We start from the raw sequence: 13,389 nt of genomic DNA, 5'->3' as shown, positions 1-13,389 counted from the left end.
CACATTCCACCTTTACATCGTTTCCGGATCAGGCTGACGATGACCGGAGAACGTAACCACCACCGCAACGATGACCAGCGCGACGCCGGCCAAATCCCCCAGCGTCGGAATCTCACCGATAATCAAGCCGACTAGCAGGGCCATGACCGGATTGATGGCCTGAATGACGGAATAACGCGCCGAGCTGACGCGACGCATGATCATTTGGTCGATGATATACGGCAAGAACGAAGCGAATACGGCAACCACCAACATCACGCCCAAGAGCTTGCAGGCGCCGAAGGCACCACGTGCCCACGTGGCACTCGGCTTGGGGGCAACGACACCTTTGATTGCCGGAACCGCAAGAACAACGGATTGTACCAACCAGCCGATCAGCATGCTCACGCTCAGGGAATCAAGCGGATTGGCACGTTGCGCGACCATACGCCCGAAGACGATGTAGCATCCCCACATCGCGCCGTCGATGAGAATGGCGATGAGACCGATCAGGAAATGAGGATATTGAGCGGGGTTCGAGAACGACACACCGGCCAACAGCACCACGCCGCCCGCCGCCAGCACAATCCCGACACGCTCACGCCAGCTGTGGCCGGTAATGACAGCGACGCCGAGCGGACCGACGAACTCGATGGAAACGGCGATGCCCATATCCATGTTGCTCATGCCCAAGTAGAACAGCGTGTTCATCAGCATCACCGAAATACCCGCGAGCGCCACAATCCACCAATCGCGGGAGGTGCGCGGCAAACCAGCTCGTTTCTCCTTTGCAAACGGCCTGCGCCAGATCAGCATGAGAATGGCGACGAAACCGACACGATACCAGGCGGCCAGCAACGGATCGAGCTGGGTGAACGCCAATTTGGCGACCGACGTAGCCAGATAGATCATCAGTCCTTCACCCATGATGATGAGCACCACCGGAACGCGGTTGAATATGGCATCCAAGCGAGAACCGCGTGGTTCGATGTGTGCGAAACGCGGCTTTTGGGGCTGGAGATTGGGCCCGGCCTTGCGTCGGGGTTCGGGTTGGCTCTGGGACTTGTTGCCGGGAGAGGTCTGCGGCGAAGGTGAAGAAGACGGCATAACCACCTAAACTACACCACAATGACCAGTAATTGAAGGGTGTTTTTGCAAGGTGACATATCGGGTTTTACCGCTGGCGTTGCGCCCGGCCCACGTTCGGGCTGCATGCGAAATCACGGCCGAAGTTACGTTTGGTACAGCATTTGGAGCAACGTTCGGATTCCGCCTGAATCCATTTCGGTTGCTTGCACCGATAAGCCCCGAGGAATTTCACAGCCGGCAAGAACGCGGTAAGCCCGACAATTACAATGGGAGCATGAGCACAGCACCAAGGAACGCCGCCGCGAAACGCGACTGGGGTCACGACGAGACCGGTTGCACGGTGCTGCATATCGATATGGACGCCTTCTACGCTTCGCTGGAAATCGCGCGGCATCCGGAACTGAGCGGAAAACCGGTCATCATCGGCTGGCCGGGGCCGCGAAGCGTGGTGTCGGCGGCCAATTACGAGGCACGAAAATACGGGGTCAACTCGGCGATGCCGATGGTGCGGGCACGGCAGCTTTGCCCCCGCGGCGAATACGTCAACGTCGACATGCCTTATTACCGCGGAAAATCAAAAGAAATCTTCGACAGCGTGTTCCGGCAGGTCACCGACCAGATCGAGCAGGTCTCCGTCGATGAAGGCTATATGGACGTTTCAAGCGCGCTGCTGCGCTGGAAGTCGCCGAGCGTCATCGGGGCGTGGATCCGGGCACAGGTCGCGGCGCGATTCCATATCACGTGTTCAGTAGGTATCGCGGCCAACAAACTGGTGGCGAAAATGGCCTCGACCAACGCCAAGCCGGACGGGATGCTGCTCATACCCAAGGCACGGCATGCGCAGTTCGTGCAGATGATGCCGTTGCGTGGCATACCCGGCATCGGGCCATCGCTTGAAAAACGGCTCAACGAATGGGGCGTCAAAACCGTCGCCGACCTCGCCAAAATGGACGAATCGGCAATGTTGCAGGTGACACATTCGAAAATCACCGCGCACAACCTCTATCTCGCGGCCCGCGGGCAGGACGAACGTCCTATCGTCACTCACGCACCGGAAAAGTCCATCGGTGCGGAAATCACGTTTGAACAGGACACGCGCGACGCCTCGCAGGTACGCGAGCTGTTGCACCATTGCAGCAACGAAGTGACGCACACGTTGCGTTCCAAAGGGCTCGTCGCGCGGACGGTGACCGTGAAACTGCGGTTCGCCGACATGAGCTATTCCACCAAGGCGCACACGCTCGAGCGACCCATCGACACCGCGGCGGCAATGTACCCCGAATCCGTGGCGTTGCTCAAAGCCATGCTCAAGATGCCGGCCGACGCCTCGGACGACACTGCCCTACCGCGCGAAATCCGTCTGGCCGGGGTGAGCGCCAGTTCGCTGAGCGCCAAGGATTCCACGCCGGTGCAGCTGACGATCGACGATTTGCTGGGCGATGACTCTGTGGCTGGCAATCGGGGTGGCCAAAACAACAGCGGCGATAATCCCGTTGCTAGCAACAGCGACAATGGTCAAGGCGATGATAGCGGTAAACGCGGCAATGACAATCGCAATAATGATGACCGTGGGAACAGCAACAATGGCGAAGAACGCATTCGCAACGCCGAAACCGTGCTCGATGCCGTGCGTGAACGCTACGGAACCGGCGCGGCCACCCTCGGCCTCGAACACGGCGACTGGAAGGCCAAGCAAATCGCCAACAACAGCAAACCGGAATCCTAGCCGGGAGATTCCCGGCTGCAGGGTCCAGCCCGATTACCTACAGTCACGTTCAATCGAACATGCGATGAAAATCAGCGAATCAAGCCCGGAATCGTGAGTATGCTCGCATGTTCGATTGAACATGCGATGGAAATCAGGATTTCACAGGCAAAATACTGATTTCCATCGCAACTTCAACGATTCTTCATACGCCTGCGCACCCATGCCGGTCGAACCAACAGCCCCTTGCGCTGGGCGTAGACCATCAGCGCGATGCCGGCGGCACCCATCAGGATCACCGGGACGATACTGGCTTCGAGGCCGAAACTGCCACCGGTCAGGATGTTGGGACCAGACCATTGAGCCACAAGCCACGAATCCTGCTTGCCATTGCCGGAAACGATGGATCCGAAAATAGGCCCCTCGGCGATGTTCCACATCGCATGCTCACCGATGCACACCCACAACGAACGAGTGACAAAATACAGTGCCGCAGCAAGAATCCCGTCTTCGATGGCAATGGCCAGTCCGCCCCACAGCGAGCCGTCCTGATTGGTCAGGTGCATCAACCCGAATACCAGCGCCGAAACCGCGAGCGCGCCCCAAGAGCCAAGCCACTCCTCGACCAGACGAAGCAGCATGCCACGCATCATGATCTCCTCGGCCACGCCGACACAGATGCCCATGGAGATGATATCGATCCATGGATTGTAATGTGTGTTGAGCCCGACGATCCTGTAGTTGCCGGTAATCGCAAGAACGCTTACGCAAAGACCAATCGCCACAAAGCCTATGACGATGCCAACCATCAGCCCTTTCCATCTGCCAAGCCGAAACTCAAACGGATGGGAACGGTACTCCATGCCGTAAACGACGACCAGATAGCCAATAATCGCGGCCGCGACCTCAGCCAGCATATCAAAAAGCGTTACAAGAGAATGAATGTCATCAGTTTCGAAGATTTTCAAATTGCCGGTCGCCACAACGCACCCCACAGCAATGATCACGGAAGCAACGATCTCCAACAGGACAAACACACCCAAAAAACGAGTCCCCGCAGCAGCGGATTCAACCTTCTAGGTTCGGCCGTTCCCGTCTTTGCGTTTTGTAAGCGCTCTGGATGGTCTTCCGTGAGCAAATCGCTGGTTCGTATTCGCTGACTGACGTGCATGGTTTACAAGGATAACCCGGCGAGCTCATCGGTGCCACCAAACCCCATACATTGAGACATCATGATTTTGTATCCGCCACTATCACGTCGCCCATCAACACGATTGAACTTGCGATAAAAATCAAGATTTCCTAGGCATTTTCATGATTTCTATCGCATGTTCAATCGAACATGCGATGAAAATCAAGATTCGGAAGGCAAAACGCTGATTTTCATCGCAGGATCATGGCGTGAACCATCCGGCAGAATGCCATGCCAAGCACCTATCAGATGATTATCCACAATGTTGGGCACATTGGGTAGCTCTTCAATGAGACTTATCCACGAAACGCCCGGGCAATCACGAAAGAGGGTATCATTCGACCACATAACCCCGATTGAGTTGACGTCGCCCCCATAGTGCACCGTAACGTAGGATTATGAAAATCAATCCACGCATACTGACACGGCTGACCGAAGCGGAAGCACGACATTGCTGCTTGCATACAAGTAAACATAACGAGCAACAAACACTCAGCATGCTTGTGAAATCCGGTGAAGTCACGCGAGTGCGACAAGGACTTTATGCACGGACGGCCATTTGGAAAAGCCTTGATGCCAACGAACAGTATCTGTGGATGCTCAGAGGCTTGCATGAATGGCACCCGGATTGGGTCTTCGCCGCCATCAGCGTCATCAGTGCATACAAGGTGGAACATCCATACTGGTTGCACAACGACGCAAAGGTGTTTCTTGCCACCGACAAACTTTCTGGTGCGTTTTCGTCAAAAGGCGTTCAATACGTACATACAGAGAATTTCCCAAAGTACCGACAGACCAATATTTCCATGACCTCCGTACCACAGGCACTTTGCGATTGCGCCGCGCGATACAAATTTCACGAGGTTTTGCCGATGTTTGATTCAGCCTTGAGAAAGCAACTGACCTGCGAACAAGATATCCGAGCAATAAGCAAGAAATCACATCGCTTTGACAAGAAAGTTGCGCATTTGCTCAACTATACGGATCCGAAAAGCGAAAACGGCGGAGAATCAATATGCCGGGCCATGATGATTGAAAAGGGATTCGGCAAGCCCGAATTACAACGTGAGTTTCGGATTCCCATTTCAGACGCTACAGTTCGGACTTACCGAGTAGACATGCTTTACCACTTGGCCGGAAAAGAGCTGATAGCGGTTGAATTCGACGGGATGGACAAGTACGTAAACCCAACGATGACAAATCAACGCAGCATCCGTGAAGTCGTGCATGAAGAAAAGGAACGGGAAAACCTTTTACTCACCAAAACACCAATTAGGCAGATTATCAGAATCGATTTTAACGAGACGATGCAACGCGAGCGGTTGGTGAAAAAACTGAGCGCAGCAGGGTTACCACGCGCAAGGCCACTTGCGCACCAGTAACGGGCACGCGAGGAAAATCAGCGAATCAGGCCCGGAATCGTGAGTATGCTCGCATGCTCGATTGAACATGCGATGGGAATCAGGATTTACAGGGTAAAACACTGATTTTCATCGCATCTCAAGCAGGAAGAAGCTGGCCTCAGCCACGGAGACGAGCGACAGTCTCGGCGATGATGACGTCCGAGGCGGTGGCAGATAAGCGCAGGTGAGTGGGGTCGCCGTAGAACTCCCCAGGGCTGGCGACGATACCGAGATGCGCGAGCGCATCCATATCCTGCCAGCAGTCGCCGGACTTCGCACGCACCCAGACATAGAGCGCTCCTTGGGGCATATGCGCATCGTAACCGGCGGCACGCAGGCCGTCAACCAGCTGATGAAGACGCTGACAATAGCGGACGTGCTGGGTACGAACCGCATCGGTATCGTGCAACGCCGCAGCCATCGCAGCCTGGACCGGGCCGGGAATAATCTCACCGATCTGCTTGCGGTAGACGACCATCGGCCGGACAAGCTCGGGGTCACCGGCGATGAGCGCGGTGCGATAGCCGGCCATATTGGACTGCTTGCTCAGCGAGTACAGCACGAGGATGCCCTCGGCGCTGCCGTCGCAAACGTCGGGCTGCAGCATGCAGGGAGCCGGGCTTGGCTCGGTATCATTGTCATCTTTCCACGTGAGCAGGCCGTAGCACTCGTCGGAAAGGACCACGGCGCCGATCTCGCGGGCGGCGGCGACGATGCCGTGCAATTCCTCGGCCGAGAGCACCTCGCCGGTCGGGTTGCAGGGTGAATTGACCCAGACAGCCTTGACACCGGGAATGGAACGCCACGAGTCCACATCGGCGATATCGGCGGCCTTGTAAGTCTTGGCACCGGCCAGTTGGGTGCCGATATCGTAAGTCGGATAGGAAACGGCGGGCTGCACGATGACGTCGCCCGGCCCGAAATGCAGCAGCGAGGCCATGAGCGCGACGGCTTCCTTGGATCCGACGGTGGGCACGAAATCGGCGTCGATCGCTCCGAAATCAACACTACGATTCGCCCGGAACCACTCCTGCACGGCTTCGCGCAAGGCATCAGTCCCCACAACGGTCGGATAACCGTGGGCGTTGGGCGCATCAGCACCATCGGCGAGCGCCCGCTGCACGCTCGCAGGCACGGGATCAACCGGCGAACCAACGGAAAGGTCAATCATGCCGCCGTCGGCCTGCGCCGCGATCTTTTTATACGGCGCGACGCGATTCCAATCGTAGGGAGAATCAAACCTGTAAAAACCCATTGCCGTCGCCTTTCGCGTCAACTCAACCATAAAAACTACTGTATCGATGATACCGGCGTTGACGCCGAACAACAGCCGTCATTTCGCTGTATGTGCTCGTACAATACAAAACCGCCGAACTCCATAGCAAAAAGCGAAGTTCGACGGTCTGAAAAGAAACAATCAGTCCTGGTTCTGCGGGGGAAGCGCGGCGATGCGGGCTTCGTCCTTGCCAGACGGGCCAGCGGCCTGGGCACCGCCCAAATCACCGAGATCGTTGAAATAGGTGACCGCGGCGTCCTTGTACCACGCCCATTCCTCGGGCACGTCATCCTCGTAGAAGATGGCCTCGGTGGGACATACGGGCTCGCAGGCACCGCAGTCCACGCACTCATTGGGGTTGATATAGAGCGTACGATCGCCCTCGTAGATGCAGTCGACCGGGCATTCGTCCACGCACGCTTTGTCCTTGACATCGATGCAGGGCTGAGCAATTACATAAGCCATCGAGGAGGCCTCCTTACAAGCTTCAAGTAGTATCAGCCTACGATTAAGCAACGACGGCCGAACCGTCGCCCGTGACGCAAAGGAAACGCCATAGAATTCCCACTGGCACTAAAGGCAACGCGCCTGATGCCGGTTCCGTCGCCGGCTATTGCTGCCAAGTACTCTGTAGGCTCCCGTAGGCTTTTCCGCACGTCCCAAGGCTCAACGAGCATGTCCGCATCACGAATCCGCCCACTATATCGGCATACCCACAAGTTCTTACGCTCTTCGGGCCTCTGCGCTTTCTTCTGTCAGACCGGCCAGGTCCAGGTTTTCCTCTGCCTGTTCCACGTCCGCGTCAAGCTCTCCGGTGCCCAAACGCGAATGACGGTAGGAATAGCCGAAGTAGATGCAGAAGCCGATCAAGAGCCAGACCACGAAACGAATCCACGTCAGCACTGAGAGATTGACCATCAGCCAGAGGTTGGCCACGGCGATCAGGATCGGCACCCAGGGGTTGCCGGGAATCTTGAACGAACGCGGTAGGTCGGGGCGCTTCTTGCGCATGATCGGCATGGAAATCGCGACCAAGGTGAAGGCCGAAAGCGTGCCGATATTGACCATGTCCGCCAGGATGGAGACATCGAACGAGGACGCGACGATGGCGAAAAGCACACCGACGGCGATCTGCAGCTTGGCGGGGGTACCGTGCTTGCCGACCTTGGAGAGGCCGCGCGGCAGCAGGCCGTCACGGCTCATCGCGAAGACCACGCGGGTCAGGCCGAGCAGCATCACCATGACCACGGTGGTCAGGCCGATGACAATGGCGAAGGAGATGATCTTGGCGGCCCAGGTCGCGCCCGCCAGCTCGAAGCCGGTGGCCAGCGACGGGTCCTTGGCGTTGGCTAGGTCCTTGTAGGAGACCATGCCGGTGGTGACGATGGCGACGAGCATGTACATGATGACGACCATCACCATACCCATGCCGATGCCCAAAGGCACGTTGCGCTTCGGGTCCTTGGCCTCCTCGCTTGCGGTGGCCACCACGTCGAAACCGAGGAACGAGAAGAAGACCAGAGCCGCGCCGGAAACGATGCCGGAAACGCCGTAGACAGTGGGCTGCTGGCCGGTGACCCACTGGAAAAGCGGCTGGGTCATCACCCCGCCGGAAGCCGGCCCGAGCACTTTGCTGGCAGGTTCGGACGGCGGGATGAACGGGGTGTAGTTCGAGGCCTTGACATAGAAGAATCCGACGACCACCACGAAGACGACGATGCCGATCTTCAGAATCGTGAACGCACCGTCCACGCGCGCGCCGATCTTCGTGCCGAGCACCAGAAGGACCGTAAAGAACGCGACGACGATCAGCGGCGCCCAATCAAACGTGAAGCCGCCGAAATGCAGCTCTGTACTGGAATTGACACCCATCAGATGCAGGAAGTCGTTGAGGTAGACGCTCCAGTACTTCGCAATGACCGAGCTGGCCATCAGCATCTCGAGGATGAGGTCCCAGCCGATGACCCACGCCATCAGCTCGCCGACCGTGGTATAGGTGAACGTATAGGCCGAGCCGGCCGCGGGAATCATCGACGCGAACTCCGCATAGCACATCACCGCGGCCCCGCAAATGATGCCGGCGATCAGGAAGCTCAGGATCGCGGCCGGACCCGCGTGATAGGCAGACGCCTGCGCGCCGATGGAGAAGATGCCCGCGCCGACGGCGACGGCCACACCCATAATCGCCAGATCCCAAGCGCCAAGGCTGCGAACGAGTTTGCGATCGCCCGTGGCGGTTTCGGCAAGCGCCTGTTCCACCGATTTCGTCCTGAACAGCTTCATTCGACCCTCACCCTTCACATCTTGAAGCCTTACGAAAATGCCAACTTCACCATAGGGATATGACATGACGAGAACGTTACCGCAATTGCATACCCGACATTGTATTACAGAAAAACAAGACAATTATCTTATCGTGTTATCGTTGCGAACCGTCTGCGCGCAACGGCATCCTCGATATCCTGCGATTGTGCCCATCACGTTGCCTGAATGTCTGAATGACTGAATGCCTGAAATCCAGCAACCGCCGCTTATCGCAGATTCATGCCCACGACCACCGGCTCGGGAACCAAGCGCACGCCGAAGCGTTCTTCGACACCGTCTTGAAGCGTTTTCGCAAGTTCGGCGATATCGCCGGCATCGGCGCCGCCGCGATTGGTCAGCGCGAGCGTATGCAGCGTTGAAAGGCCGGCTTTGGCCTCTTTGCGCACTTTGTGGCCTTTGTGGAATCCCGCGTGATCGATCAGCCACGCGGCCGAGGTCTTGACACCCGGCCTGCCATCAGACAGCATCGCGTCGAAGCGCGGCGCATCTTCAGGAAGCGTTGCTGCCTGCGCCTGCGTCAATATCGGGTTCATGAAAAAACTGCCGCAGCTGTGCCTGTCGAAGTCCGGCTTGGCCTCTTCAATGTCACGGGCAACGACGCCATTCCCCAGCTTCGCCAAAATGCGCTGCAACGCCGCTTGGGAGATATTGCTCTGGTCTTTGCAGCCTTGCATCCATCGCGAGGCATATCTGCCGGGATCTTCCAGCATGCCCTTTGAGGCACGTACCCGCAGCACGGCCTGACGAATCGCCACGATCGGCATCCGCTCCCCCATTGAGACACCGAGCGCCTTGGCCAGCTGGCCGAACGCCACCTCGTTGGCGTCGCTGCGCTGCAACATAAAGGACACGGAAAGCACAACGTAACGCGGCGTCGGGAAATAGTGGTCCGCTGGCGTTGCAGGAGCGCTATACATACTGGATTTGAGGGCCGAACTGCGGTACCCGAAATGCATATCGGCAGGGTTGAGCTTCTGAATATCGCCGTTTTTACGGTCGAAAACCCGTACCGAAGACACGGACGAGGCCACTTCCTGACCATATGCACCGATATTCTGCACCACCGAAGCACCTACAGTTCCAGGCACTCCCGAAAGGCCTTCCACTCCGGAGAAACCGGAGGAAACGCAGAACGCAACGAAATCATCCCAATTCACTCCAGCTCCGGCCACGATTTTGACCGCTCCTGCAGTTTCATTTAGAGCAATCCCCGTCTTCAGAGCCGAAACACCGTGCCGTTTGTCGCGCACGACAACACCATGGAAGGGCTCATCAGAAATGAGTAGATTCGACCCGCCGCCGATAACCAACAGCGGAAGGCCCGCGGCATCGGCGCTACACACCGCGGCAATGAATTCCTCTTCGGTTTGCGGCTCAACAAACTGATCAACAGGCCCGCCCACACCGATGGTGGTCAGTTGCGCCAATGTCGGTGTTTCCAACGCTGACATCCCGAAATGTCGCGAATCCGTCTGCCTCATCATGCCGTCGTCACCAATCTTTCCGTTTATCCCGTTTATCAGCCGTTTGCGCGTATCTGCGCGGCAGGCATCATTGTTGCTTCTTTGCCATTGCACCCGCAATTTCCACGGTCCGAATATGAAAAAGCCCGACCGAAGTCAGGCTTGAATACCGCTAAAACTCAACGAGTCTCGCGATGCACAGTTTCTTTGCCACAACGAGAGCAGAACTTCTTCAGCTCGAGACGATCTGGGGTATTGCGACGGTTCTTGGTCGTAATGTAGTTACGCTCCTTGCACACCGTGCATGCCAGCGTGATGCCCGGACGGACTGCGGCGCTTTTGCTTGCCATTGGTTCACCTTCTGCGTGTTGTTTCTTACCGACTTCTGTCGGTAGTTTGTAGCGGGAAAGAGACTCGAACTCTTGACCTTACGATTATGAGTCGTACGCTCTAGCCAGCTGAGCTATCCCGCCAGAGAGCCTCGGGTGAGAATCGGACTCACGACCTCTTCCTTACCAAGGAAGTGCTCTACCACTGAGCTATCGAGGCGTGGCGGATAGTGGATTCGAACCACTGAAGCTATCAGCGGCTGATTTACAGTCAGCTCCCTTTGACCGCTTGGGAAATCCGCCATTACTTACTTCGCAACTTTAAAAGCCTTGAAGCAGGCAACTTGACTATAATGCCATGAACCGGAGACTGATGCAAGCCCGCGACACGCCTAGTGTGTCGAAAACAATACCGCCACATCAACAAAACGTTGAAATGACGGCATTTTGGCACTTATTTCGCATTTGGATAATTTATTGAGACTATGTTCTTCTTTCAGGCGATGCCGTCATCCTTCAGCGTCTGGCAGACTTCGATGACCTTGTCGTTGGCCTCTTTCTCGCCGATGGAAATGCGGATGCCCTCGCCGTCGAAGACGCGGGTCGAAAGACCGGCAGCCTTGAAACGAGCCTCGGCTTCGGCGGTCTTGGACCCAAGCGGCAGCCAGAAGAAGTTCGCGTACGGCTCCGGGAAGTCCCAGCCCTGCCCGCGCAGCGCACGCACGATACGCCCACGTTCGCCGATCAGCGCCTGCACGCGTTCCATCAGCTCGTCCTTGGCCTCAAGCGAGGCGACGGCGGCGACCTGTGCGGTCTGCGTGACGCCGAACGGAATCGACATCTTGCGCATGCCGGCAGCCACGTCCGGCGCCGCGATGCCATAGCCGATACGCAGCCCGGCCAGACCATAGGCCTTGGAGAACGTATGCGCCACAACGATGTTCGGATATTCGCGATAGAGCTTCATCGCCACGCTGGTGTCCGGATCGGTGTTGAAGTGGATATAGGCTTCGTCGAAAAGCACGATGACGTCGCTGGGAACCGCCTTCATCAGGCGGCGCGCGTCGGCGTCGGAAACCGACGAGGAAGTCGGGTTGTTCGGGTTGTTGACGATGATCATGCGGGTCTTGCTGTTGATCGCGGCGATCATCGCGTCGATGTCGTGGCCGCCGTCGGGACGGTTGGCGATCTGGACGCTCGTCGCACCCGCGCCGGAAACGATGATCGGATACGCCTCGAAGCTGCGCCACGGATAGATCACCTCGTCGCCGGGGCCGGCCAGCAGGTCGACCAGCTGGGTGATGACCTCGGTGGATCCGCAACCGAGCACGATTTCGGCGGGATCGACCTCATAATCCTTGGCAAGCCTGCTGACGACCTGCCAGCCGGACATGTCCGGATAGCGGTTGATACGGTCGAGCGCCTGGTCTTCGATGGCCTTCTGGACGCTGGGCAGCGGCGGATAAGGATTCTCGTTGCTGGAAATCTTGAACGAACGCTGGCCCGGAACCGCTGGAGCCGGCTTGCCCTGCTTGTAGGCGGGAATGGTATCGACGATGGCACGATGTTTGAAAGTCATAACGGCATTGTAAGTCGCAACAAGAGATATTGCACATTTTACGTTTTATTTCAAGACGGAATGCCACGAATCCAAAACCTTGCACGAAGACGGAGGCCCGGCCATCCGCCTATCAGAACATTTCCGGCAAACGAAAGGGAGCTTTGGCCGTTGACGTCCAAGCCATGCTGTCGCCCTTGCCGGCACACCCTATGCAACAGCCCTGTTCAAACAACGATGCGCCCCAACCGCAGAAGGGTTGGGGCGCATCGTATGAAATGTATGCGAAAGCGGCAATCAGTTCAGGATCGCGAGTACGTCGCGGGCACCGACGATGAGGTAATCCTCACCCTTGTAGTGCACTTCGGTGCCGCCATACTTGGAATAGAGCACCTTGTCCCCGACCTTGACATCCATCGGGATGCGCTTGCCGTTGTCGTCACGACGACCCGGGCCGACGGCCAGAATCTCGCCCTGCTGCGGCTTCTCCTTGGCGTTGTCCGGAATGTAGAGACCGGATGACGTCTGCGTCTCCGCTTCGGCTTGCTTCACGATAATCTTGTCTTCCAACGGTGTAAGTGAGATCGACACTGTGGACCTCCTCTTTCTTAAGTGAGAGTGTTATTTCTCGCGCGAGGACACCGCTTTCAGAGGCTGACGATCACTTTCGGCACCGTCCCTTTGCGCTTACCTGTCTATCGTAGCGCGAAAATTAGCACTCTGCCAACCCGAGTGCTAACGCTCTCAGTGAAACCTTCACATTTGAAAACAGCAAACGTTGATTTTCCAACGAACAACTACAGCACAGGCGAAGAAATAAAACCCGAACGTACCGCTCAGACGTTGCGCCGTTCGAGAATCTTTTCCAGTCCGGTTCCCAACGAATCCGACGACACCGCCGGCGCCTCCGTATTCGCAGAGACTTCCTCGGCGTGGAACTTCTCGGGATCGCTGATATAGACCGGCCTCTCGTCCTTCACCTTGCCGTTGCGCTCGGCGGAGGCATGTCCACGCTTGGCTGCGGCACGAATCCGCTTGCGGTTCTTCTTCGAAATCAGCCTGCCCACGGA

General features: G+C 57.1%; 12 protein-coding genes and 3 tRNA genes. 2 read left to right on the top strand and 13 right to left on the bottom strand.

Annotated features, from left to right (window positions below; translation table 11 throughout):
* Nucleotides 1-12 precede the first annotated feature (12 nt).
* On the bottom strand, nucleotides 13-906 hold the full coding sequence (locus OZX74_RS02160; RefSeq protein ID WP_348519561.1) for an EamA family transporter: 894 nt from the start codon (nucleotides 904-906) through the stop codon (nucleotides 13-15).
* A 436-nt stretch (nucleotides 907-1,342) separates the two neighbouring features.
* Here OZX74_RS02160 and dinB point away from each other — a divergent pair, with 436 nt between their 5' ends.
* Nucleotides 1,343-2,794 carry a DNA polymerase IV gene (dinB, locus tag OZX74_RS02155; protein ID WP_277156939.1) on the top strand — a complete coding sequence of 484 codons (1,452 nt, stop codon included), beginning with the start codon at nucleotides 1,343-1,345 and terminating at the stop codon, nucleotides 2,792-2,794.
* Nucleotides 2,795-2,967: 173 nt separating this feature from the next.
* On the opposite strand, the gene OZX74_RS02150 is transcribed toward dinB, so the two are convergent.
* Nucleotides 2,968-3,690, bottom strand: coding sequence for a CPBP family intramembrane glutamic endopeptidase (locus tag OZX74_RS02150; protein WP_277156938.1), 723 nt, complete (start codon nucleotides 3,688-3,690; stop codon nucleotides 2,968-2,970).
* 673 nt (nucleotides 3,691-4,363) lie between these two features.
* Between OZX74_RS02150 and OZX74_RS02145 the strand changes: the two genes are divergently transcribed.
* Nucleotides 4,364-5,347 carry a hypothetical protein gene (locus OZX74_RS02145; RefSeq protein ID WP_277156937.1) on the top strand — a complete coding sequence of 328 codons (984 nt, stop codon included), beginning with the start codon at nucleotides 4,364-4,366 and terminating at the stop codon, nucleotides 5,345-5,347.
* A 139-nt stretch (nucleotides 5,348-5,486) separates the two neighbouring features.
* On the opposite strand, the gene dapC is transcribed toward OZX74_RS02145, so the two are convergent.
* The 11 genes from dapC to OZX74_RS02090 form a co-directional block, all read right to left on the bottom strand.
* Complete coding sequence (dapC, locus tag OZX74_RS02140) at nucleotides 5,487-6,623, bottom strand: succinyldiaminopimelate transaminase (RefSeq protein WP_277156936.1); 1,137 nt, start codon at nucleotides 6,621-6,623, stop codon at nucleotides 5,487-5,489.
* Between the two features lie 162 nt (nucleotides 6,624-6,785).
* Nucleotides 6,786-7,109, bottom strand: coding sequence for a ferredoxin (gene fdxA / locus OZX74_RS02135; RefSeq protein WP_277156935.1), 324 nt, complete (start codon nucleotides 7,107-7,109; stop codon nucleotides 6,786-6,788).
* 258 nt (nucleotides 7,110-7,367) lie between these two features.
* A complete protein-coding gene (locus tag OZX74_RS02130) occupies nucleotides 7,368-8,927 on the bottom strand; it encodes an amino acid permease (RefSeq protein WP_277156934.1) in 1,560 nt (519 codons plus the stop codon).
* A 248-nt stretch (nucleotides 8,928-9,175) separates the two neighbouring features.
* A complete protein-coding gene (locus tag OZX74_RS02125; RefSeq protein WP_277157387.1) occupies nucleotides 9,176-10,450 on the bottom strand; it encodes a UDP-N-acetylmuramate dehydrogenase in 1,275 nt (424 codons plus the stop codon).
* Nucleotides 10,451-10,611: 161 nt separating this feature from the next.
* Complete coding sequence (rpmG, locus tag OZX74_RS02120; RefSeq protein WP_277156933.1) at nucleotides 10,612-10,782, bottom strand: 50S ribosomal protein L33; 171 nt, start codon at nucleotides 10,780-10,782, stop codon at nucleotides 10,612-10,614.
* A 49-nt stretch (nucleotides 10,783-10,831) separates the two neighbouring features.
* A tRNA-Met gene (locus OZX74_RS02115) sits at nucleotides 10,832-10,905 on the bottom strand.
* A gap of 4 nt (nucleotides 10,906-10,909) precedes the next feature.
* Nucleotides 10,910-10,981 (bottom strand) — tRNA-Thr (locus OZX74_RS02110).
* Nucleotide 10,982: 1 nt separating this feature from the next.
* Nucleotides 10,983-11,064, bottom strand: a tRNA-Tyr gene (locus tag OZX74_RS02105).
* 193 nt (nucleotides 11,065-11,257) lie between these two features.
* On the bottom strand, nucleotides 11,258-12,340 hold the full coding sequence (locus tag OZX74_RS02100; protein ID WP_277156932.1) for a histidinol-phosphate transaminase: 1,083 nt from the start codon (nucleotides 12,338-12,340) through the stop codon (nucleotides 11,258-11,260).
* 276 nt (nucleotides 12,341-12,616) lie between these two features.
* Entirely contained in the window at nucleotides 12,617-12,910 is a 294-nt protein-coding gene (gene groES, locus OZX74_RS02095; RefSeq protein WP_277156931.1) for a co-chaperone GroES, read from the bottom strand.
* 245 nt (nucleotides 12,911-13,155) lie between these two features.
* Nucleotides 13,156-13,386 (bottom strand): hypothetical protein, encoded by a 231-nt coding sequence (locus tag OZX74_RS02090; protein ID WP_277156930.1) that lies wholly within the window; start codon nucleotides 13,384-13,386, stop codon nucleotides 13,156-13,158.
* Nucleotides 13,387-13,389 lie beyond the last annotated feature (3 nt).

This window comes from Bifidobacterium sp. ESL0798, assembly GCF_029395415.1.
In the GTDB taxonomy this organism is placed as follows: domain Bacteria; phylum Actinomycetota; class Actinomycetes; order Actinomycetales; family Bifidobacteriaceae; genus Bifidobacterium.
The sequence above is the reverse complement of the archived record's forward strand: the minus strand, read 5'-3'. Positions and strand labels throughout refer to the sequence as shown.

What these genes read in the sequence shown, in the direction of transcription:
- OZX74_RS02150 (WP_277156938.1), bottom strand. Translation starts at nt 3,690, where the DNA reads ATGCTGGCTGAGGTCGCGGCCGCGATTATTGGCTATCTGGTCGTCGTT.
- dapC (WP_277156936.1), bottom strand. Translation starts at nt 6,623, where the DNA reads ATGGGTTTTTACAGGTTTGATTCTCCCTACGATTGGAATCGCGTCGCG.
- rpmG (WP_277156933.1), bottom strand. Translation starts at nt 10,782, where the DNA reads ATGGCAAGCAAAAGCGCCGCAGTCCGTCCGGGCATCACGCTGGCATGC.
- OZX74_RS02100 (WP_277156932.1), bottom strand. Translation starts at nt 12,340, where the DNA reads ATGACTTTCAAACATCGTGCCATCGTCGATACCATTCCCGCCTACAAG.
- dinB (WP_277156939.1), top strand. Translation starts at nt 1,343, where the DNA reads ATGAGCACAGCACCAAGGAACGCCGCCGCGAAACGCGACTGGGGTCAC.
- OZX74_RS02130 (WP_277156934.1), bottom strand. Translation starts at nt 8,927, where the DNA reads ATGAAGCTGTTCAGGACGAAATCGGTGGAACAGGCGCTTGCCGAAACC.
- fdxA (WP_277156935.1), bottom strand. Translation starts at nt 7,109, where the DNA reads ATGGCTTATGTAATTGCTCAGCCCTGCATCGATGTCAAGGACAAAGCG.
- OZX74_RS02160 (WP_348519561.1), bottom strand. Translation starts at nt 906, where the DNA reads ATGGGTGAAGGACTGATGATCTATCTGGCTACGTCGGTCGCCAAATTG.
- OZX74_RS02125 (WP_277157387.1), bottom strand. Translation starts at nt 10,450, where the DNA reads ATGAGGCAGACGGATTCGCGACATTTCGGGATGTCAGCGTTGGAAACA.
- OZX74_RS02145 (WP_277156937.1), top strand. Translation starts at nt 4,364, where the DNA reads ATGAAAATCAATCCACGCATACTGACACGGCTGACCGAAGCGGAAGCA.